Origin of the sequence: Mycolicibacterium tokaiense (assembly GCF_010725885.1) — a bacterium.
GTDB lineage: Bacteria > Actinomycetota > Actinomycetes > Mycobacteriales > Mycobacteriaceae > Mycobacterium > Mycobacterium tokaiense.
Genome location: NZ_AP022600.1, coordinates 5,533,036 through 5,553,863 on the forward strand (window position 1 = coordinate 5,533,036; position 20,828 = coordinate 5,553,863).

Annotated in this window: 22 protein-coding genes; 9 read left to right on the forward strand and 13 right to left on the reverse strand. The window is 68.4% G+C overall.

Annotated elements, in window-relative coordinates:
• The 7 genes from G6N58_RS26700 to G6N58_RS26730 are packed head-to-tail and all read right to left on the reverse strand — an operon-like array spanning position 1 to position 7,834.
• Complete coding sequence (locus G6N58_RS26700) at positions 1–1,284, reverse strand: ABC transporter substrate-binding protein (protein WP_115280822.1); 1,284 nt, start codon at positions 1,282–1,284, stop codon at positions 1–3.
• A 2-nt stretch (positions 1,285–1,286) separates the two neighbouring features.
• Entirely contained in the window at positions 1,287–2,603 is a 1,317-nt protein-coding gene (locus G6N58_RS26705; RefSeq protein ID WP_115280821.1) for an alpha-glucosidase/alpha-galactosidase, read from the reverse strand.
• Positions 2,600–3,538, reverse strand: coding sequence for a DMT family transporter (locus G6N58_RS26710; protein WP_163908443.1), 939 nt, complete (start codon positions 3,536–3,538; stop codon positions 2,600–2,602). The genes G6N58_RS26705 and G6N58_RS26710 overlap by 4 nt, the downstream gene beginning before the upstream one ends.
• Positions 3,535–4,506 (reverse strand): BadF/BadG/BcrA/BcrD ATPase family protein, encoded by a 972-nt coding sequence (locus G6N58_RS26715; RefSeq protein WP_115280819.1) that lies wholly within the window; start codon positions 4,504–4,506, stop codon positions 3,535–3,537. Before G6N58_RS26715 ends, G6N58_RS26710 begins: the two co-directional genes overlap by 4 nt.
• Before the next feature lie 6 nt (positions 4,507–4,512).
• A complete protein-coding gene (locus G6N58_RS26720; protein ID WP_115280818.1) occupies positions 4,513–5,640 on the reverse strand; it encodes an SIS domain-containing protein in 1,128 nt (375 codons plus the stop codon).
• On the reverse strand, positions 5,637–6,944 hold the full coding sequence (locus tag G6N58_RS26725) for a D-tagatose-bisphosphate aldolase, class II, non-catalytic subunit (RefSeq protein WP_170314365.1): 1,308 nt from the start codon (positions 6,942–6,944) through the stop codon (positions 5,637–5,639). The genes G6N58_RS26720 and G6N58_RS26725 overlap by 4 nt, the downstream gene beginning before the upstream one ends.
• Complete coding sequence (locus G6N58_RS26730; protein WP_232068015.1) at positions 6,941–7,834, reverse strand: class II fructose-bisphosphate aldolase; 894 nt, start codon at positions 7,832–7,834, stop codon at positions 6,941–6,943. The genes G6N58_RS26725 and G6N58_RS26730 overlap by 4 nt, the downstream gene beginning before the upstream one ends.
• A gap of 137 nt (positions 7,835–7,971) precedes the next feature.
• On the opposite strand from G6N58_RS26730, the gene G6N58_RS26735 reads away from it, so the two are divergent.
• Positions 7,972–8,733, forward strand: coding sequence for a DeoR/GlpR family DNA-binding transcription regulator (locus G6N58_RS26735; RefSeq protein WP_232068016.1), 762 nt, complete (start codon positions 7,972–7,974; stop codon positions 8,731–8,733).
• Between the two features lies 1 nt (position 8,734).
• On the opposite strand, the gene G6N58_RS26740 is transcribed toward G6N58_RS26735, so the two are convergent.
• Entirely contained in the window at positions 8,735–9,622 is an 888-nt protein-coding gene (locus tag G6N58_RS26740; RefSeq protein WP_115282033.1) for a LysR family transcriptional regulator, read from the reverse strand.
• Between the two features lie 84 nt (positions 9,623–9,706).
• Between G6N58_RS26740 and G6N58_RS26745 the strand changes: the two genes are divergently transcribed.
• The 3 genes from G6N58_RS26745 to G6N58_RS26755 are packed head-to-tail and all read left to right on the forward strand — an operon-like array spanning position 9,707 to position 12,102.
• Positions 9,707–10,735 (forward strand): alpha/beta fold hydrolase, encoded by a 1,029-nt coding sequence (locus G6N58_RS26745; protein ID WP_115280815.1) that lies wholly within the window; start codon positions 9,707–9,709, stop codon positions 10,733–10,735.
• Positions 10,732–11,490, forward strand: coding sequence for an SDR family NAD(P)-dependent oxidoreductase (locus G6N58_RS26750; protein ID WP_115280814.1), 759 nt, complete (start codon positions 10,732–10,734; stop codon positions 11,488–11,490). The genes G6N58_RS26745 and G6N58_RS26750 overlap by 4 nt, the downstream gene beginning before the upstream one ends.
• 45 nt (positions 11,491–11,535) lie before the next feature.
• On the forward strand, positions 11,536–12,102 hold the full coding sequence (locus G6N58_RS26755; RefSeq protein WP_115280813.1) for a hypothetical protein: 567 nt from the start codon (positions 11,536–11,538) through the stop codon (positions 12,100–12,102).
• Positions 12,103–12,115: 13 nt separating this feature from the next.
• Here the strand turns inward: G6N58_RS26755 and arc are convergent, their stop codons facing one another.
• A complete protein-coding gene (arc, locus tag G6N58_RS26760; RefSeq protein WP_115280812.1) occupies positions 12,116–13,945 on the reverse strand; it encodes a proteasome ATPase in 1,830 nt (609 codons plus the stop codon).
• A 147-nt stretch (positions 13,946–14,092) separates the two neighbouring features.
• Here arc and G6N58_RS26765 point away from each other — a divergent pair, with 147 nt between their 5' ends.
• The 3 genes from G6N58_RS26765 to G6N58_RS26775 are packed head-to-tail and all read left to right on the forward strand — an operon-like array spanning position 14,093 to position 15,376.
• Positions 14,093–14,587, forward strand: a complete 495-nt coding sequence (locus G6N58_RS26765; RefSeq protein ID WP_115280811.1) for an MTB12 family secreted protein — start codon at positions 14,093–14,095, stop codon at positions 14,585–14,587.
• Positions 14,588–14,592: 5 nt separating this feature from the next.
• Positions 14,593–15,075: a lipoprotein LppK gene (gene lppK, locus G6N58_RS26770; protein WP_494337755.1), complete on the forward strand. Its 483-nt coding sequence runs from the start codon at positions 14,593–14,595 to the stop codon at positions 15,073–15,075.
• 7 nt (positions 15,076–15,082) lie between these two features.
• Positions 15,083–15,376 (forward strand): DUF503 domain-containing protein, encoded by a 294-nt coding sequence (locus tag G6N58_RS26775; RefSeq protein WP_115280809.1) that lies wholly within the window; start codon positions 15,083–15,085, stop codon positions 15,374–15,376.
• Here the strand turns inward: G6N58_RS26775 and G6N58_RS26780 are convergent.
• Both G6N58_RS26780 and G6N58_RS26785 read right to left on the reverse strand, forming a co-directional pair.
• Positions 15,373–16,746 (reverse strand): carboxylesterase/lipase family protein, encoded by a 1,374-nt coding sequence (locus G6N58_RS26780; protein ID WP_115280808.1) that lies wholly within the window; start codon positions 16,744–16,746, stop codon positions 15,373–15,375. The genes G6N58_RS26775 and G6N58_RS26780 overlap by 4 nt on opposite strands.
• The gene (locus G6N58_RS26785) at positions 16,743–17,573 is read right to left on the reverse strand and encodes a tRNA (adenine-N1)-methyltransferase (protein WP_115280807.1); all 831 of its coding nucleotides are present in this window, start codon (positions 17,571–17,573) and stop codon (positions 16,743–16,745) included. The genes G6N58_RS26780 and G6N58_RS26785 overlap by 4 nt, the downstream gene beginning before the upstream one ends.
• 49 nt (positions 17,574–17,622) lie before the next feature.
• Between G6N58_RS26785 and G6N58_RS26790 the strand changes: the two genes are divergently transcribed.
• Complete coding sequence (locus G6N58_RS26790) at positions 17,623–18,477, forward strand: RecB family exonuclease (protein ID WP_115280806.1); 855 nt, start codon at positions 17,623–17,625, stop codon at positions 18,475–18,477.
• Positions 18,474–19,247 carry a thioesterase family protein gene (locus G6N58_RS26795; protein WP_115282032.1) on the forward strand — a complete coding sequence of 258 codons (774 nt, stop codon included), beginning with the start codon at positions 18,474–18,476 and terminating at the stop codon, positions 19,245–19,247. Before G6N58_RS26790 ends, G6N58_RS26795 begins: the two co-directional genes overlap by 4 nt.
• Here G6N58_RS26795 and G6N58_RS26800 read toward each other — a convergent pair.
• Both G6N58_RS26800 and G6N58_RS26805 read right to left on the reverse strand, forming a co-directional pair.
• Complete coding sequence (locus G6N58_RS26800) at positions 19,242–20,240, reverse strand: AraC family transcriptional regulator (RefSeq protein ID WP_115280805.1); 999 nt, start codon at positions 20,238–20,240, stop codon at positions 19,242–19,244. The two genes, G6N58_RS26795 and G6N58_RS26800, sit on opposite strands and share 6 nt — an antisense overlap.
• Positions 20,241–20,343: 103 nt before the next feature.
• Positions 20,344–20,748: a cupin domain-containing protein gene (locus G6N58_RS26805; protein WP_232068018.1), complete on the reverse strand. Its 405-nt coding sequence runs from the start codon at positions 20,746–20,748 to the stop codon at positions 20,344–20,346.
• Positions 20,749–20,828: the final 80 nt, after the last annotated feature.

The following is a 20,828-nucleotide window of genomic DNA, read 5'->3' on the forward strand; positions in this document are numbered from 1 at the left end:
CTACTTGCCTGCCAGTGCGTCGTCGGCGGTCTGCGCCGCGGCGTCCAGTGCCTCCTTGGGCTGCTGCTCACCGAGCAGCACCGACACGATGGCCTGGCCCAGGGCCTCGGAGATCGCCGGATACTGCTCGACCGTCGGCCGGGCTTTCTCGACATTGCCGAGATTCTCCACGAACACCCCGACACCGGGCAGGCCTTTGTCGAGTTCGGCCACGAACGCCTGGTCTTCACCCACGGATGCCCGGGTGGGCAGATCGCCGGTGCCCAGGGAGAATTCCCTGACCTGCTCCGGGGCGGTGAGCCACTGCACGAAGTCGACGGCCGCCTGCTTGCGCTCGTCGCCGTTGTCGAACACCACCCAGTTGTCCGGGCCCGAGATGGTCTGATGTCCCCCGGACGAGCCGGCGAAGGTGGGCATCACCTGCACCCCGTACTCGATGTCGGACAGCGAGCTCAGATCCCACGGACCGGTGATCAACATCCCGACCTTGCCGCTGTTCATCAGCTTGGGCCCGGTCTCGTTGGTGGTGTCCAGGTACAGCGACTTGTCGGTCACGGCCATCTGCTGCAGCGTCGTCAGCGCCTCGACGCCGGCCTCGGAGTTGAACGCCGCCCGCTCGTTGTCGTCGGTCAGGATGTCGCCGCCGGCCTCCCAGAGCATGGGCAGGTAATGCCACACCGTGTCCTCGCTGCCGTCGGCGGGGATCAGCCAGCCGTACTGCCCCTTGGAAGGATCGGTCAGTTTGGCTGCGGCGGAGCGGAAGTCGTCCCACGTCCAGTCGGCGCTGGGCGGCTCGATACCGGCCTCGGCGAACAGCTGCTTGTTGTAGACGATCGCCAGGTTGTCCACCAGCGCGGGCACCCCGACCACTTTGTCGCCGACGGTGGCCGCGGCGCGCTCTCCCGGGTAGAAGTCGTCCCACTGCCACGCCGGCTCGGAGACGTAGGAGGACATGTCCACCAGCTGCGGGATCGCCGCGATGTTGGGGGACCAGGAGCCGAACATGTACGCCACGTCGGGGGCGCTGTCGCCGCGGACCGCGGTGAGCACCTTCTGCAGCACCAGGTCGTTGCTGGAATAGAGCTCAGAGATTTCCACATCGGGATGCTCGGAGTTGTACTTGTCCACCAGGGACTTGAAGACGGTGCCCTCGGTGTCCTGGAAGCCGTGCCAGACGGCGATCTCGGTGGGACCCGATGACGAGGAGTCACCACCGCCGCCGCAGGCGGACGCGGCGAGGGCGACCACGGCCCCCAGGGTGGCGAGAAGGCGTGAGCGTTTCACAGTCAGAACTCCTTCGTTGAGGGGACACGCAGGGCTTCGGGTAGCAGATCACCGTGGGCGGTGGTCAATTCGTCGCACAGCTGCCAGATCTGGTCGACGGTCAGGGTGGCCGCGGTGTTGGGATCCACCATGGCCGCCGCCCGGACCAGCCGCGGATCGCCGTCGAGTGCGGCCTGCACCGTCAGATCCACCGGACCCAGGAAGTTGCGGTTCAGCGCGGCGCACTGGGCCGGCAGGTCGCCCACCTTCATCGGGTGCGCGCCCAGGGCGTCGAGCACGGTCGGTACCTCGACGGCCAGCCCGCCCGGCAGATTGGTGATGAGGGCATCGTTGGCGACGTTGGCGGAGATCACCCGCACCGTCCCGGTCTCCAGGGAATGGATGACCTGCGGGGCGTATTCGGTGGAACTGGTGTCGATCTCGAGGGTTCGCCCGTGTTCCAGCTCGGACCGCACGCGAGCGTACTCGGCGAGGTTGGCCGCGCTGATGTCGACGTACTCACCGACATTGAGCCGCAGCCGCTCGACTTCCTCGGGGTGCCGCAAGTACCACGGCACGTATTCACTGCTGTGCTCGCTGGTCTCGGTCGGGTAGTAACCGAGCCGGCGGTACATGTCCACCCGGACCCGTCGGCGCAGTTCGGGGTCGGCGGCGATGCGCTGATCCAGCAGCGGGTAGAGATCCTGGCCGGCCCGCTCCCACTTCAGCACCCACGCTTGGTGATTGACCCCGGCCGACCAGTAACTCACCTCGTCGTAGGGCACGCCGACGATCTCGCAGAGGCCGACCATGGTCCAGTACACCGAGTGGCACAACCCGAGCACCTTCAGCTGCGGCGCCACCCGGTGCAGATAGGTCACGTTCATGGCCATCGGGTTGGTGTAGTTCAGCAGCCACGCGTCCGGGCAGACCTCCAGCATGTCGCGGGCGATGCCGTCCAGCACCGGAAATGTGCGCAGTCCGCGGAACACCCCGCCGATGCCGATGGTGTCGCCGATGGTCTGGTGCAGGCCGTACTTCTCGGGGATCTCGAAGTCGCGCACGGTCGCGTCGTGCATGCCGACCTGGATGACGTTGATGACGTAGTTCGCGCCGTCGAGGGCCCGGCGGCGATCCAGGGAGGCGACCACCTCGGGGGTGGCCCCGGTCTGCGCGGCGGTGGCGCGGGTGATGGCTTCGGCGGTCTCCAGGCGCTCGGCGTCGATATCGTGCAGTACCACCCGTACCGAGCCCAGCTCGGGGAAAGAGAAGATGTCGCCGAGCAGTTCGCGGGTGAACTCCACACTGCCCGCTCCGATGATGACGATGCTGGGTTTCATCGGACGTGCTCCCTGGATGCGCCGACCGCGGGTGTGGGTGCCTCGCCACGCTTTTCGTCGCTGTACACCATGAGCGTCGACCCGACCAGCGCCAGCACGATGGCGATGGCGCCGTAGGGGCTCGGCAGAGTCTGGTAGGCGATCAACGAAATGATCACGGTGAGTGTGGGTGCCAGGGCATTGGTGGTGGGCGCGACGATGGCGGCCTTGCCTCTGGCCAGCGCCATCACCAAGAACAGGGCGCCGGCCGCGTTGAGCACCTGGGTGGCTGCCGTCAGTGCCGGTGCCTGCCACGGGAAGTCGGTCGGCAGGCCGCCGAGCGAAATGAGCGCGACGGGAATCAGGAGCAACCCGCTGATCGTCATCCAGCCGAAGGTGGTGGCTTCGTTGACCCCGATGGTCGCGGTCTTGCGCATGAAGTAGGCCTGCACCCCCCACGCCACGCAGATCAGGATCGCCAGCAGCAGCCACGGGCCGGAGGATTCGTCGGATTCACCACCGGTGATCGTGAAGAGCACGATGGCGGCGAGGGCCAGGACGAGGCCGACGACGGCCAGCGGTGAGATGCGTTCGCGCAGCAGCACCATCGCCATCACGACGGTGATCGCCGGCGAGATCGAGATGATCGGGAAGATCAGGTAGGCCGGCCCCATGGTCAGCGCCTGGAAGAGCACGAGTTGGCCGCCCGCTCCGGTGAGCCCGATCAGCAGGCCGTAGATGGTGGCGGCCGGGCGGCGGTCCCACTTCTGCCCGCGCAGGATGAACGCGGCGGGAATGATCATGGTCAACGCCCAGATGCTGTAGATCATCTCGTCGGGGTAGCCATACCAGGTGGCGGGCAGCGCGGAGAACGCTCCCCACACGCCCCAGAACAGGATGAGCAGCGCCGCGTAGAAGATCCAGCTGCGCCTTCCGGTGGTCGATGCGGTGGTCATGACGACCTCTTCTGTAGTTGGTGGACGGCTGCGGAGGTCAGCGGATGACCCGCCCGCTTGGCCGCGTAGAGGGCAGCCCCGGCGGCCGGATCGAGAATGGGAGGCTGCAGGTCGTACTTGGCGGGCAGCAGCTCCAGGGCCTGCCGGAAAGCGTGGAGAAAGCCGGTGTCGGTGAACATCCCGCCGGAGTACGACACCGGGATCCGGTCGAATTCGGTGAATCCGACGACAGTGCGGGTGGTCTCGACCAGCTGGACCAATTCGGCTGCCGCCGTGGTGATGATCTTGGCGGCCGCCTGGTCGCCGTGGCGCACCGCCTCGCACACCGTGGTGGCCAGCGCGGCGATGGAGCCCCGGTTGCCCTCCCACTGTTCGATCACCAGGCCCACCACGTCCAGGTCGCCGGCCAATTCCAGCCGCTCGCGCAGCAGGCCGTAGAGCGGACCCTTGACCAGCCGGCCGTCGCTCATCCGGCTGAATGTGTTGAGACCCTGGGTGGCAACCCAGTAGGCCGAGCCCTCGTCACCGAACAGCTCGCCCCAGCCGCCGACCCGGCGCCCGACTCCGAGCCGTTCGCCGTAGGTCATGGACCCGGTGCCACAGATGACGTTGATGCCGTCTTCGCCGGCCAGTGACCCTGCCCAGCCGCACACCATGTCGTTGTCACAGTGGTAGCGGTGGTGTCCGAGCACCTGTGCGGGCACTGCGTCGAGCTGTGCCAGATCAGCACTGGCCTCGCCGTAACCGGGCAGCCCGAAGAAGGCGAAGTCGATGTCGGCGGCCGAGATCGCCGCCGCCGCGCACACGTCGGAGACCCCTTGGCGCAGAACCTGTTCCACGACCTCGAAACCCTTGGCGAAGTAGTACGAGCTGGCCGCGGTTGCGCGGGCCAGGGTCCGGCCGTCGTCATCGACGAGCGCGAAGGCGGTCTTGGAACCTCCGCCGTCGACTCCCAGGTAGCGGGCCATGGCTGCTCACCGCTCCATCGGGTAGATGGTGACACCCTTGACGACGCGGCTCACTTCGCCGGAAGGGAAGGGATTGTCCGGCGTCTTGTGGTATTCGAGCGAGGTGAAGAGGGCCAGGTATTGGGCGAACACCAGATAGGCCACCGCAACGGTGGAGTCGTCGAGGCCCTCGAGTCCGGGCAGCACCACGACATCTCCGGCTGCCGCCGGCACCGGCTCAGTGCTGAGTACCACCACACTCTCGCTGCCCAGCTGGCCGCGGATCTCGGCCACCATGTCCAGGTCGTAACGCCGGGTGTGCGGATCAGTGGACAGGTAGACCACCGCCAGGGTGTCACTGTCGAGCACCGATTTGGGGCCGTGGCGGAAACCCAGCGGAGAGTCGAAATACGTGACCACCTCCCCCGCAGTCAGTTCCAGGAGTTTGAGGGCGGATTCGCGGGCCAGCCCCACCAGGGGTCCGCTGCCGAGATAGACGAACCGCTGTTTCTTCGCCTGCGCCAGGGCGCGGATGTCGGCTCTGCGGTCGATCACGGACTGGGCCGCCCGGGCCAGCGCGTCGACCGCTGCGGGGGCGGTGCCCGCCAGCGTCAGCAGGCACGCGAGCATCATCGACGTCAGGCTCGAGGTCATCGCGAATCCGGCATCGTTGGTGCGCTCGGGCATGTACAGCACCAGCGAATCGGCGCGCCCGGCGTGGGCGCGGCCGAGCTGACCGTCCCGGTCACAGGTCAGGACCAGATGCCACACCCGGTCCACGATCTCGTCGGCGAGCGCGGTGGTGGCCAGGCTCTCGGGGCTGTTACCCGAGCGGGCGAACGAGACCAGCAGGGTCGGGGTGTGAGGTTCGAGGTGGTCGAGCGGGCCGGCGACGATGCTGGTGGTCGCGATCGCTTCGACGCGGCAGTTCAGGTGGCGGCGCAGTGCCGGAGCGACGATGGTGCCTGCGAAGGCGGAACTGCCCGCACCGGTGAGGATGACCCGCAGCCCGGGCGCGGCGGTGACCTCGCGCAGGAACCTGTGCGCCGTGTCGTCGATCCCCGCGGCGAGCTCCCGCCAGGCCTCGGGTTGCTGCCCGATTTCCAGAATGGTTGCGCCGCCGTCTACTTGGGCGGGTACGACAGAGTGGTTCATCGGGCGACTCCAGTGTTCAGGCAGGCCAGGGCGTAGGGACGGAGGGCGTCACGGACCCGGTCGATCACCAGGTCCTGCGGATCGGGTCGAAGGTCGCCGGCCCGTATTCGGTCGTATTGGCTGGGGAGATACTGGCTGATCAGCGGCATCGGTATCCCGGTGCCACGCAGATTGGCCAGCAGGGTCTCCCGAGCCGCCTCGATCTCGGCGTCCGGCCAGTAGTAGCGGAGCCGGTCGCTGTAGCTGTACCGGCGCGCGGTGCGCTGCGTCAGCGGGTCGCCGTGGTAGTAGCCCCGCCAATAGGTGGGGTCGGCCAGCATCTGGCGCTCCACCACCTCGACGAGGTTGGACCGCCGGGTCGCGGGGACGAGTTCTGACTCGATGTCGGCGAGCGCGAACAGCGCCTCTCGCATCGCGAAGGTCAGGCCGGGCCCCACTTTCAGGATGGCCCAGTGGTCTTCGACCAGTTCGCGCAGTTGGGCCGGGCGCTGATAGTCCGTGGAGTGGGCTTCGAACACCAGGTTGTCCTGATCATCGAGGACGTGGCGCAGCTCGGCGGTGGCGCTGTGCTGATAGTCCACCACGGCCAGATGGTCGAACTCGACCCCGGGCTGCACCACCAGCGCGATCACCCGCGGCCAGACGTCATCGTGCCCCACCTCCGCGAATGCCGACCGGTGGGCCGCCAGGGTGCGGCGGGCGTGCGCGGCCGGTGTGGGGGTCAGTCCGTGCAATGTCTCGTGCGCTCCCCCGGGCACGGGCACCTCGGTGCCGATGACGTAGACCGGCCCGGGCAATCCGGCGCGGTGCGCCGTGCTTTCGGCCACCCGCAGCAGCCGGGCCGACCGCTGCGCCACCGTCTCGTCGGTCAGGGTGTCGGGGTCGTCCGCGCAGGACATGCTGCAGTCCAGGTGGATCTTGGTGTAGCCGGCTTCGACGTAGGCGGCGATGAGGTCCTCGGCCTTGGCCATGGCGTCCTCCGCAGGCTCGCCCTGCCATCGGTTGGGGCCCAGGTGGTCACCGCCGAACACCACCTGTCCCCGGGCGAAACCGCGGCGGTCGGCGATGTCGAGAACCCGGTCGCGAAAGTCCGCCGGACGCAGGCCGGTGTAGCCGCCGAACTGGTCGACCTGATTCGACGTCGCCTCGATCAGGAGGTAGGAGCCGTCGGCGGCCGCCTGATCGATCGCGGCCTCCACCACGGTGGGGTGCGCCGAGCACACCGAGTAGACCCCGACGGGCTCACCGGCCTTGTGCCGGTGGATGGTCTGCAGCAGGGGGTTCATCAGGGACGTCGGGCTCATCGCGCACCCACCTCACCGACCGCTGCGGCACCGACGGCCCGGCACAGCTGCGCCACGGTGGCCGTGATCGCGTCCCGGCCTGCCGCGAGATAGGGCCGTGGATCGGCGTTGTCGCCCAACGCCTCTCGCACACCGGCGGTGAACGCGACGTTGAGCGCGGTGCCGATGTTGATCTTGCGGACCCCCCGCTGCGCGGCACGCCGGAGTTGCTCATCGGACACCCCGGAAGATCCGTGCAGCACCAGCGGGACGCTGACGGACCCGGCCAGCCGGCCGATCAGATCGTGGTCCAGTTGGGCTGCGCGCGTGGTCATCGCGTGGGTGCTGCCGACGGCCACGGCCAGGGCGTCGACCCCGGTCGCCGCGACGAAGGCGGCAGCCTCGTCGGGATCGGTGCGGGCACCGGAGGCGTGGGCGCCACCTTTGCCGCCGATCTCACCCAACTCGGCCTCGACCCACAGTCCGGCGGCGTGCGCATCTCCGGCGACCGCGCGGGTGCGGTGCACGTTGTCCGCGTAGGGCAGGTGCGCGGCGTCGATCATCAACGACGAGGCACCGAGTGCGACGCCGGTGGTGATGACCTCGCGGACCAGGGCCATGTCCTGCAGGTGATCCAGGTGGATGGCCAGGGGCGCCGAAGACTGTGCCGCGATCTGGGCGCACGCCGCCAACAGCGGGGCGACGCGTCCGCCGTGGAAGGCGACGGTGTTCTCACTGATCTGCAGAATGGCTGCGGCGCAGGCCTGTTCGACACCGGCGGCGATGCCCTCGATGTGTTCGAGGGTGATCACGTTGAAGGCCGGGACGGCAGTTGCGGCGGCGGCGGCCGCGGTCACCAGTTCGGCGGTGGCGGTGATGGTCACGGCTGCGACAACCAACCGGTGTGACATGGATAACGCATGCCTCGATCATGAGAAGATCGCTCACAACGCGCAACAGAACGCGCAGAAGCGATCAGTAAAACTGAGCGTTTGGTGTGTGCGGACGAAGGGAGCAGGCGGCGATGTCGATCAGGCGGACTGACCGCATGCGAGAAGTGTTGGCGCTCTTGCGCGGCCGCGGTGACGTCGGATCCCGCGAACTGTGCCTCGAGCTCAACATCTCCCCCGCCACCCTGCGCCGGGATCTGAGCGAACTGGAGGAGCAGGGGCTGCTGGTCCGCACCCACGGCGGCGCCCGGGCGCTGGACCCCAGCGGCAGCGAGATCCCGGTGCGACTGCGCGATCACCGCACGGTGGCGATCAAACGGCGGATCGCCCAGCACGCGGCCGCGCTGGTGCCCGCCGGTCCGCAATCGGTGGCGCTGACCGGCGGCGTCACCACCGGCGAGGCCGCCCGGGCGTTGAAGGGCAGGCCGAACATGACCATCGTGACCAACTCCCTGACCATCGCCGCGGATTGCGCCGTGGACGCCCACATGAAGGTGATCATGACCGGAGGCCTGGTGCGGGCGAACTCCCTGGAGGCCGTCGGCCCGATGTCCGAACACGCCTTCCAGGTGATCACGGTGGGCACAGCAATCCTGGGCGCGGACGGGATGTCCGCCGAAGTGGGCGCCACCACCTTCGACGAAGCCGAAGCCAGGACCGCAATCGCCATGGCCGCCAACGCACAACGCGTTGTGGTGGCCGTCGACGGCTCCAAGATCGGCGTGGTGACACTCGCCAAGATGGCCACCTTGGACCGTCTCGATCACCTGGTGACGGACTCCACCGCCGACCCCGGACAACTGGAGCGGATCGAAGCGGCCGGGGTGCGGGTGCACGTTGTCGATGTGGTGGACGTCTGACTCAGCCGCGGGCCTCGCGCTGCAGCATCGCGGCCAGCTCCGCGGTGGCCGGGCTCACCCGCTCGGCCTGGGGCGCAGCGAGATACACCTGCCAGAGCACAGGGCGGGTCAGAGGCACGGCGACGAGATCCGGGAACCGCGCCGCCTCGCAGGCCGGCATGAACGCGGTGCCCAGCCCGTGGGCCACCAGATCGGCCAGTGCCGCGAACCCGGCCGGCACCTCGTAGCGGGTGCGCGGCTGCACGCCGGCTGCGTGGAACGCGCCGTCCATCAACCGACGCAACCCGAACTGCGGCGGGAAGCCAACCAGGTCCTCGTCGGCGAGTTCGCCGACGCCGACATCGGCGCGCGGGGCCGCGGGGTGATCGGTGCGGCAGACGAACGTCATCGGTTCCTCGAACATCAGGCGCAGGTCCAGCTGAGCCGGCCGACGGTCGGGCACCGACACCAGCGCCAGGTCCAGCGCCCCCTCCAGCAGGGCCCCGAGGTAGGCCGAGGCGCCGGACTGGTCGAGCCGCAGACGCAACGCGACGAAGGGATGCGCGCGGTGGAAGTCGCCGAGTACACGCGCGACGTCCATCGGACCAAAAGAGATCAGTGATCCGAATTCGACTGTTCCGGAGAGACTTCCGCGAAATTCGGCGACGGAATCTGCTGCGCTGCGGGCCGAGCGCAGCACGCCCTGGGCATGACCACGGAAGCGCTCCCCCGCCGGGGTCAGCGTGATCTGCTGTCGGCTGCGGTCGAACAGGCGGACCCCGAGTTCACGCTCGAGTTTGGCCACCGACGTCGACAGCGCCGACTGCACCACGTGAATGCGGTGTGCGGCCCGGGTGAAGCTGAGCTCACCGGCGACGGCGACGAAGTGTTCGAGCTGGCGCAGTTCCACGGCGATCACATTATCTCTGATCGCGATGACTCGTATTGATGATGATCGTTGGACTTGATGGTTGCGACGCGGTGAACTGATCGCATGGATGTCAGCAGGCGCAGAGTGATCCAACTCGGCGCGGCGACGGCCGCAGGCGTCGCCGCCGTTGCCACCGCCGTAGCCCCCTCCCCGGCCCTCGCCGGGCCGCCGCCCGCGCCCGGCCACCTGCTCGGGCCCGTACGCCAGATCGACGCCGGGGACCTCACCGTCGGCTACACCGACGCCGGCCCCGCCGACGGCACCCCGGTGCTGCTGCTGCACGGCTGGCCCTACGACATCCACAGCTACGCCGACGTCTCGGCCGACCTGGCCCGCCGCGGATTCCGGGTGATCGTGCCGTACCTGCGCGGTTTCGGCTCCACCCGCTTCCGATCGGCGTCCACCGTCCGCAACGGCCAACAAGCCGCACTGGCCCACGACGTCATCGCCTTGATGGACGCCTTGCAGATACCGGCGGCGATCCTGGGTGGTTACGACTGGGGTGCGCGGACAGCCAATATCGTTGCGGCACTGTGGCCGCAGCGCTGCGCCGCACTGGTGGCCGTGAGCGGCTACCTGATCGTCGACCTCGAGGCCAACCGAGAGCCGCTACCGCCGGCGGCCGAACACGAATGGTGGTATCAGTACTACTTCAGCACCGACCGCGGAGAGTCCGGATACCGGCGTTACACAGACGATTTCAACAAACTCATCTGGCAACTCGCCTCACCGTCGTGGCAATTCACCGACGCCACCTATCAGCTCAGTGCGACGGCGTTCGACAATCCCGACCACGCCGACATCGTGCTGCACAACTATCGATGGCGGCTGGGTCTGGCCGCCGGGGAGGCGCGCTTCGACGCCGACGAACGCCGCCTGGCGGACGCCCCGCCGATCACCGTTCCGACGATCACCATCGGCAGCGACTTCGACGGCGCCGCGCGCACCGGCGACTCCTACAGGTCCCACTACACGGGCTGGTACCAACACCGCGTTCTCGACGGAATCGGCCACAACGTTCCCCAGGAGGCGCCCGACGCATTCGCCGCCGCCGTGATCGACGTCAACAACGAGAAAGGTTCACCCCGATGACACCGACCCCACTCGCTGGCCGTACCGCACTGGTCACCGGCTCCACCTCCGGCCTCGGCGCCGGGATCGTCGCCGAATTGGCCGCTGCCGGAGCGCACGTCGTGGTCACCGGGCGCAACCGCACCCGCGGCGCGGAACTCACCGGCCGAATAGAATCCGCCGGCGGCCTGGCTACCTTCGTTCCCGTCGACTTCACCGCCGGGGCCTCCGCCGTGCGAGAGCTGGCCGCGGTGGCCACCGAGGCCGTCGGGGGCCGCCTCGACATCTTGGTCAACAACGTCGCGACCCTCGTGCAGCCGGCACCCACCGCAGAGGTCACCGAGGACGAGATCATGTCCACCTTCGGTGTCAGCGTCGTCGCGCCGTTCCTGCTGACCGGTCTGCTGGCCCCGCCGATGGCTCAACGCGGCGACGGCGCCGTGGTCAACATCGGGTCCATCAGCGGCATCCTGGGATCGCCCGGTTCAGCGCTCTACGGCGCCACCAAGGCGGCGGTGCACTCACTGACCAAATCCTGGGCCGCTGAATACGGACCGCGGGGTGTGCGGGTCAACGCGGTCGCGCCCGGCCCCATCGCCACCGAACGCAGTGCCGACTTCGCCGACGCCATCGCACCGGTCCTGCAGAGGCTGCCCTCTCGGCGGATGAGCACTGTTGCCGAGATCGCCGCCGCCGTGGTGTTCCTGGCCGGGCCCCAGGCCGGCAACATCCACGGCGCCGTCCTGTCGGCTGACGGCGGATGGTCGGCGGTCTGATCAGAATCCCCGACAACGACGCGTCCGGCGCCTAGATTTGGCGCCATGAGCGACTCCATCTACGGCAAACGCTACGGCGAGGTCCTTCTGGTGCGAATGACCGAGCAAGGCCCGGAAGCCACGGTGTACAACACCTTTCCGCTCAACGACTGTCCCGAGGAGCTGTGGTCGAAACTCGACGCCACGGCCATCGCCGCGGAGAACCAGGCGGTGGCGGCGCTGCTGAACGGCCCGCGCCATTGGCTGATGAGCCACATCGAGAAGGACGGCGGAACCGAACAGGAGCGCAGGACCTTCGGCGGCCTCGAGATGCTCAGGCAGGCCACTGTGCTGCTGTCGTCGATGAACCCGGCGCCGTACACCGTCAACGAGGTGGACCGCAAAGCGGTGTTCGTCTACGACGCCGGCCAACCGGTGTACGAACTCCACGACCCCGAGGGCCGCACCTGGGTGATGCAGACCTACCGCACCACCGTCGAGCCGGGAGAACTGCCGCAAGGTTGGACTTATCACACCCGCACACTCGAGCACGAGCTGCGGATCGACACCTCGACGGTGAAAGCACAGGTGCTACAAGACGATCAGGCCAACAGCTACTCGCTGCTGGCCTGATCGACGTGCGTGCCTACAGGTACTGACCCAGATTCGACTCGGTGTCGATGGCCCGGCTCGCCGACGAGCTCTTGCCGGTGACCAGCGTGCGGATGTAGACGATCCGCTCGCCCTTCTTGCCCGAGATCCGCGCCCAGTCGTCGGGGTTGGTGGTGTTGGGCAGGTCCTCGTTCTCGGCGAACTCATCGATGATCGAGTCGAGCAGGTGCTGGATCCGCAGACCGCGCTGCCCGGTCTCCAACACCGACTTGATGGCGTTCTTCTTGGCCCGGTCGACGACGTTCTGGATCATGGCGCCGGAGTTGAAGTCCTTGAAGTACATGACTTCCTTGTCACCGTTGGCGTAGGTGACCTCCAGGAACCGGTTGTCGTCGATCTCGGCGTACATCCGGTCGACGACCTTCTCGATCATCGCCTTGATGGTCAGGGCCGGGTCGCCGGAGAACTCCGAGAGGTCGTCGCTGTGGATCGGCAGGTCCTCGGTGAGGTACTTGCTGAAGATATCCTGCGCCGACTCCGCGTCGGGGCGCTCGATCTTGATCTTGACGTCCAGGCGGCCGGGCCGCAGGATCGCCGGATCGATCATGTCCTCGCGGTTGGAGGCGCCGATCACGATGACGTTCTCCAGGCCTTCCACACCGTCGATCTCCGACAGCAACTGCGGAACCACCGTGGTCTCCACATCCGAGCTGACGCCGGTACCGCGGGTGCGGAAGATCGAGTCCATCTCGTCGAAGAACACGATCACCGGTGTGCCCTCGGAGGCCTTCTCCCGAGCCCGCTGGAAGATCAGGCGGATGTGTCGCTCGGTCTCACCGACGAACTTGTTGAGCAGCTCGGGACCCTTGATGTTGAGGAAGTAGGACTTCGCCTCGCGCGAATCCTCACCCCGCAACTCGGCCATCTTCTTGGCCAGCGAATTGGCCACCGCCTTGGCGATCAGCGTCTTGCCGCACCCCGGGGGGCCGTAGAGCAGCACACCCTTGGGCGGGCGCAGCGCGTACTCGCGGTAGAGGTCCTTGTGCAGGAACGGCAGCTCCACCGCGTCGCGGATCTGCTCGATCTGCCGGGTCAGACCACCGATGTCGTGGTAGCTGACGTCGGGCACCTCCTCGAGCACCAGGTCTTCGACCTCGGCCTTGGGGACGCGCTCGAACGCGTACCCGGCCTTGGTGTCCACCAGCAGCGAGTCACCCGGGCGCAGTTTGCGCGGACGCAGGTCCAGCTCGGCCTCCGACAGGGTGGCCGCCACCTCTTCAGGCAGGTCATCGGGGGCGATCAGCGGCTCGGCCAGCCACACGATGCGCTCCTCGTCGGCGTGCCCGACCACCAGGGCGCGGGCGCCGTCGGCGAGGATCTCGCGCAGGGTGCTGATCTCACCGACCGCCTCGAAGTTGCCTGCCTCAACGACCGTGAGCGCCTCGTTGAGCCGGACGGTCTGCCCCTGCTTGAGGGCCGAGACCTCGATGTTGGGCGAGCACGTCAGCCGCATCTTGCGCCCGGAGGTGAACACATCGACGGTGTCGTCCTCATGGGTGCTCAGCAGCACGCCGTATCCACTCGGGGGCTGCCCCAGGCGGTCGACCTCCTCGCGGAGAGCCAGGAGTTGCTGACGGGCCTCTTTGAGGGTCTCCATCAGCTTGGCGTTCCGCGCCGCCAGCGAGTCGATGCGGGCTTCGAGTTGATGGACGTCGCGGGCAGCGCGGGCGCCGCCGGTGTTCCCTGCCGCGGTGTCGAGCTGGTCACGCAGGATCGCCGCCTCGCGACGCAGGGATTCCAGCTCGGCAGCATCTTCGGCGGAAAAGCCCTGCGGGTTCTCGCCCGAACGCTCTGATGGACTCATGCTGCGCTCCTCCCCCGCACCGAAAGTTGGTGCGGTAACAACTTCAAAGCTACCGGCGATTCAGACTTTGTGTGCGGTGTAGGAATTCGACACACCAGAGACACTGTTAGCCTCTCAACCAGAGGCCGGCCGATCGAAAGGACAGCCGTGAACCTGAAATCCCTCGCCACCGGTGTGGCAACCGCCGCCGGTGCGGTAGCCATCGTCGGCGTTGCGGCGGCAGGTGTGACATCCATTGCCACTGTGACGACCGCCACAGGAGCGCCGGCAGTTCAGCTGGCCACCTGGGACGTCCCTGCGCCTGCCGCGCCGGCCCCCCAGTTGCAGGGTGCGCTGACCCAGACCCTGAACGCACTCACCAGTGGCACGTTCAGCCCGTATGTCGAAGGCGGCCTCGGACGCGGCGAGCAGATCCTGGCGGATCGCGCCTACCGCAACGCCCGCGCGCAGGGGTACTTCCCGGTGACGTTCAACGTCGTCGACATCGACCAGAACGGCCCCGTCGCCACGGCCAACGTCACCGCCACGGCGGCCAACGGTGCGGTCACCTCCCGTCCGCTGACCTTCATCGCGGCGCCGAGCCCCACCGGCTGGGTGATCCAGAAGGGCACCGCGATCGCGTTCCTGGGTTCGCTGGGCTGACCCTGATCCGACTCGCTGTACCGGGCGCCGCCACGATCCTCGTGGCGGCGTTCGGGCTGTCGGGGTGTTCTGCGCAGCCGGCGCCGCCCCCTGCAGCTCCACCGCCGCCGATGACCTCCACCCAGGCCGCCGCGGCGCCGGTGCCCCAGCCCTCGGTGCTGATCGAGGTGCTCACCCGTGTCACCGACCCTGCGGTGCCCGGGACCGACAAACTCCCGCTGATCGAAACCTCCACCGATGCCGATGCGGCCGCCCTGGACCGGTTCACCCGGGCGCTGGTCGACAATCAATTGACACCGCTGGAGATCTCGGCCCGCGATGTGGCCGCCGTCGACGACCGTCCCGGGCTGGTGGTGGCCGACGTGACGATCACCCCGGCGACCCCTGATGCCGCGCCCTTCAGCTTCCCCATGGAGTTCCGCTTTTCCGACGACCACTGGCAACTTGCCCGGCAGACCGCCGACATGCTGCTGGCTTACCAGGGCTGACCCGCACGTGTGGATCGGGTGGCTGGAGTTCGACATCCTGCTCGGGGATGTGCACTCACTGAAGGAGAAGCGCTCGCTGGTGCGCCCCATCGTGGCAGAGCTGCGCCGCAAGTTCAGCGTGTCCGCGGCTGAGACGAATGCCACAGATCTACACCGGCGCACCGGAATCGGGGTGGCGACCGTCTCCGGTGACCGCGCGCACGTCGTCGAGGTGCTCGACGCCGCCGAACGCCTGGTGGCCGCGCGCCCGGAGATCGAATTGCTCGCAGTGCGCCGGGGGTTGTCCCGCAGCGACGACTAGGCCCAGGGATCCCGGCCCGCGACGGGCTCGGCGGCGAAGTCCATTATCTGGTCGCCGAAGCGCGGCCACCTGGGCAGCCCCGGCCCATTGGGGTCCCCGGAGCCGGCGAAGTTCACCAGATAGCCGCTGATGTCGCGCCCCACCCCGCGGTCCTGGTCGGTGGTCTGCTCCCCGTACTTCACGTCCTCGGTGTGCAGGAAGAACGGCACATCGGAAGCGTGCTGGGCGCCGTCGGCACGGTCCGCGGAGGCGGCCACATAGGAGAACCGGTAGTAGAAGGTAGGGACCTGCCCGCCCAGCAGGCCGGCGACGTCGCGGGCGCCGGCCACCATCCACCCGTCGGGTCCCCCGATATCGGCACTGGTGGCACCGACCATCACCGGCACCCGGTCCCATGCACCGCTGCGGTAGGCCTGCACCGGGTCCACGGTGACCACCCCGTCGGCGAAGGGGGCGGCGAAGTCGCGGTCGCCGGAGCCGAACAGCGCCGCCATGTCCAGGTCGCCGCGGATCTGCTCGGCGGTCAGCGCCCGCAGCCGCGCCAGGGCGGCCGGGTCATCGGCGGCGATGCCCTGCGATGCGGCGAACCGGACACCGACCTGCTCGACGTCGGCCAGGGTGGCACCGTCGGTGGTCGCGTCGCCGCCGGACATGATCACCGCGCCGTGCGCCAGCCCCCTGGCCCGTGGAGAGGTCAGCAGGGAGTGGATGGACATGCCGCCGGCGCTCTCCCCCACCAGCGTGACCTTGCCCGGGTCGCCGCCGAACGCCGCGATGTTGCGCTGCACCCACTGCAGCGCGGCGATCTGGTCCATGCTGCCGTAGTTGCCCAGCAGATCCCCGTCTGCCCGGGCGGCGGTCAACTGGGGGTGGGCGAAGGTGCCGAATCGGCCCAGCCGGTAGTTCAGGCTGACCACCACCGTCCCCTGGCGGGCCAGGGCGGCGCCGGAATACACCGCCGGTGAGGCGCCGCCGTTGACGAAGCCGCCGCCGTGGATCCACACCACCACCGGCAGCGGGGCATCCGTGGCGGCCGGGCGCCACACGTTGAGGTACAGACAGTCCTCGGCCGGGGTGGCCCCCAGCGGCGCGGCATCACTGGGAAACGGCCGCTGCATGCAGTCGTTGCCGTACTCGCGTGCATCGCGCACGCCGGGCCAGGCGGGCGCGGGCTGCGGCGCCCGCCAGCGCAGATCACCGACCGGCGGCGCGGCGAACGGGATCCCCTTCCAGCTCTGCACACCGTCGTCTTCGGTGCCGCGCAGCGCTCCGGTCTCGACGCCGATCACCGGGTCGGCCGCCGCCCCCGGCGCCGTGGTCAGCGAGAACAACACGCCGAGAACCAGACTCAACGACCCGAGGCGTCTCACACCTGCTGCTTACGCCGCTTCAACGGAGTCGGGGTGATGGTGTCGGGCGCCAGCCGGCGGGCCGAGATCAGGAAGGCGGTGTGCCCGCGCATGTTGTGCTGGGGCCGCACCGCCAGGCCGACCACATTCCAGCCGCGCTGCATGGTTTCCCACGACCGGGGCTCGGTCCAGCACTGCTGTTCGCGGAGCGCCTCGACGGTCTTCGACAGCTGCGTCACCGTGGCCACATAGATCATCAGCACGCCCCCGGGTACCAATGCCGCCGACACCGCGGGCAGCACCTCCCAGGGCGAGAGCATGTCGAGCACTGCGCGGTCCACCTGGGGCCCGCTGTACTCGGCGAGGTCGCCGATCACCAGGTTCCAGTTGGCCGGCCGTTCCCCGAAGAAGGTCTCGACATTGCGGATGGCGTGCACGGCGTGGTCGTCGCGCACCTCGTAGGACGTCACCTGACCGGTGGGTCCGACCGCACGCAGCAGCGAACAGGTCAGCGCGCCGGAGCCGGCGCCGGCCTCGAGCACGTGGGCCCCGGGGAAGATGTCTCCCTCGTGGACGATCTGTGCGGCGTCCTTGGGATAGATCACCTGGGCGCCCCGCGGCATCGACAACACGTAGTCGATGAGCAACGGCCGCAAGACCAGGAACTGGTCGCCGTTGGTGGACTTCACCACGCTGCCCTCGGGAACGCCGATCACCGAGTCGTGCGGGATGGCGCCGCGGTGGGTGTGGAACTCCGCGCCCGGGGCCAGCACCATGGTGTAGTGCCTGCCCTTGGCGTCGGTGAGTTGCACCCGGTCACCAACGGTGAACGGTCCGGTCAACGACACGTGCTGTACTCCTCCAGGATTGTCCGACCCCCTGCATAAGCTGCCAAGTATGGCCGACGACGCGCTGATCACCGAACGGGTTGCCTCCCGTCCGGCGCTCTCGCCGTCACGGGCCGCCGATTTCAAACAGTGCCCGCTGCTCTACCGGTTCCGGGCGATCGACCGGCTGCCGGAGCCGCCGTCGGTGGCCCAGCTGCGCGGGTCGTTGGTACACGCGGTGTTGGAGCAGCTCTACGGGCTGCCCGCGCCGGAGCGGGGAGCTGACACGGCGTTGGCGCTGGTGGGGCCGGCCTGGGCGCAGGTGGTGGCGAAGGACCCGGCGCTGGCAGACGTGCTGGCCAACGACCAGCTCGAGCAGTTGTTCGCCGAAGCCGCGGCGCTGCTGTCGGGGTACTACCGGCTGGAGGATCCCACCCGGTTCGATCCGGACTGCTGCGAGCAGCGGGTCGAGGTGGAGCTGGCCGACGGCACGCTGTTGCGCGGTTTCGTCGACCGGATCGACGTGGCCGCCACCGGTGAGGTGCGGGTGGTGGACTACAAGACGGGCAAGGCACCGCCGGAGGCCAGGGCGCTCGCCGAGTTCAAGGCGATGTTCCAGATGAAGTTCTATGCGGTGGCGCTGCTGCGGTCGCGCGGTGTGCTGCCGACGCGGCTGCGGCTGATCTACCTGGCCGACAGTCAGGTGCTGGATTACACGCCGGAACTGGGTGAGCTGCAACGGTTCGAGAAAACGCTGACCGCCATCTGGCAGGCCATCCGAACTGCCGGTGAGACAGGCGATTTCCGGCCCAACCGGACGTGGCTGTGCACCTGGTGCGCGCATCAGAGCCGCTGCCCCGAATTCGGCGGCACCCCACCGCCGTACCCGGGGTGGCCACGGCATCCGGCAGACTCGGCGGCGTGAGTTCCTCGTATTACCGGCGCCGGCCCGACGGTGTGTTCGACTCGACCGACCTGACCCGCAGCAACTGGACCCCCGAGATCCAGCACGGCTCACCGCCGCTGGCCCTGCTGACCAAGGCGATCGAAGAGCACCTCGCGGACTCCCCGCTGCGCATCGGCAGGCTGACCCTCGACATCCTGGGCGCCATACCCGTCGAACCTGTCCTGGTGCGGGTCTGGGTGGAGCGGCCCGGTCGCCGCATCTCGCTGCTGGCGGCGGAGATGACCCCGCAGGGCCAGCAACGACCGGTGGCCCGGGTGACGGCGTGGGCATTGGCCGTCAGCGACACCTCGGCGGCGGTCACCGACCGTCATCCCCCGCTGACCGAGGGCTCGACGGTCGAGCTGCCCGACGGCTGGTGGAATGCCGACGGTTACCTCGACTCGGTGGATTTCCGCCGTCAGCAGGATGATTCGGGCTCGCGGGTGTTCTGGATGACACCGAAGGTGGCGCTGGTCGATGACGAACCCAGCACTGCGCTGCAGCGGCTGACCATGGTGGTGGACTCGGCCAACGGGGTGGGTTCGGTGCTGGATCCGCAGCGGTATGTATTCATGAACACCGATACGGTGCTGCACCTGCACCGCCTGCCCACCGGAGCGGACTTCGCCGTCCGGGCGCGCGCGTCCATCGGGGCCGACGGCATCGGTGTCACCACCGCCGAGGTGTTCGACCGCGACGGCTTCGTCGGCACCTCCGCGCAGACCCTGCTGGTGCAACAGCGGTCATGACGTGAGCCGGTGCGAAGCCTTGCCCATCTGAGCCCTGCGGCGAACGACGCTGGGAGCCACGCCATATCGCTCGCGAAAGCTCCGGGAGAAGTGTGCCGTGGTGCGATACCCCCACCGCGCCGCGATGTCGGAGACCGCCAAGTCGTGTAGGACGGGATCGGCCAGATCACGACGACTTCCGTTCAGCCGCTGATCACGCACCCACGCACCGAAAGTGGTCCCCTCGGTGGCGAACAATCTGTGCAGCTGACGAGTCGACACCGCGCACGCCGCTGCCACGTCCGCGGGTGCGAGGTCGCAGTCGCGCAGGCGCAGTCGGGCCTCCCGCCGGATCCGATCCAACATCGTGGCCCTGGGCGTGGAGTGCGCTGCGCTCAGGTGATGCTCAAGGGCACAGGCGAGCAGCTCGAGTCCCGCGTCGAAGAACCGGCGGGTCAGAGCAGACCTCCAGTCCGGGGCGACGATCGCCTGGAAGTAGGGGCCCAGCACCCGTCCTGGTCCTGACGCCGCCGCGAAGGTGACGGGAAGGCCGCCTGGGCGATCCCGCCGCCCGCCGTCGAGGCGCGCGCGGGGGACCCCGATGACGACAGCCTCGACCGGATCGTTGTCACCCAGCGCCACACCGAAAGGCTGTGCGGCGTCGAGCACCAACAGGTCGCCGGCGTGCACGATCCGACGGCTTTCCCCGGTGGCCGCCACCACCACCCCATCTCGCGCGATCAGCACCACATAGTCATCACGGTGGTCGTGTGTGATGTCCGCCGGGGTGCGGTAAGCGTGCACGGGGCCGCCCGAAAAGTGGACGACCCGCACGCCGTCCGGTTCCCAGGTGCGTAGCCAGGTCGCCCGATCATCGGACCTGCCCGCAACCGGAGCCAACGCCCGCAGACCCAGCAGGTCGCGCATCGCCCAGATCAGATCGGGTGGATGGGCACCGGCCACCGCCTCGTGCCGCGGGTACCGAATCGGCTGCTCAGCACACACCCCGTCCACGCCACAAAGCCGACCCACCACACTCCCCTTGTTCGCTCATCGTTTCCGACCCGCCGACAGGAGTGCGGACAGACCACGCAACCGTTACGCGCCCTGGCAGACCTCACATCGAGAATGGCGGCACGTTTATCCCGTAAGCCGCGTTCTCCTCCGCCGAGCACAAGGTGTGGCCGTACTCGGCGCTCTTGCGCATGAACATAGCCAGCTGTTCCGGGGTCGGCGGAGTGGGCGGATCCGTCAGGGGCCGGCCCACCTCGGTGAAGAACCGGCCCATCCGCGCAGTCGTGATGATGAGGTCTATCACCGGCTCGTGCGAGACGTTGCGATGGGCGTGCACCGCATTGCCCGGCACCTTGATGTAGTCACCGGGATGGACCGAAACCCACGCCAGTCCGCCCCCCTGCGGAATCAGCACCTCTTTGGAGCCCGCCAGGACGTAGAAGTCCTCGGGATCCTCGTGGCGGTGCATCGGCACCACCACCCCCGGCTGCACGACACCCCGGATCACACATGTCTCACCACAGGTGCTGAGTATTTCCACGGTGGCACCGAGTACATCAAGCGTCGGTCCGGCTGCGACGGCGGGCA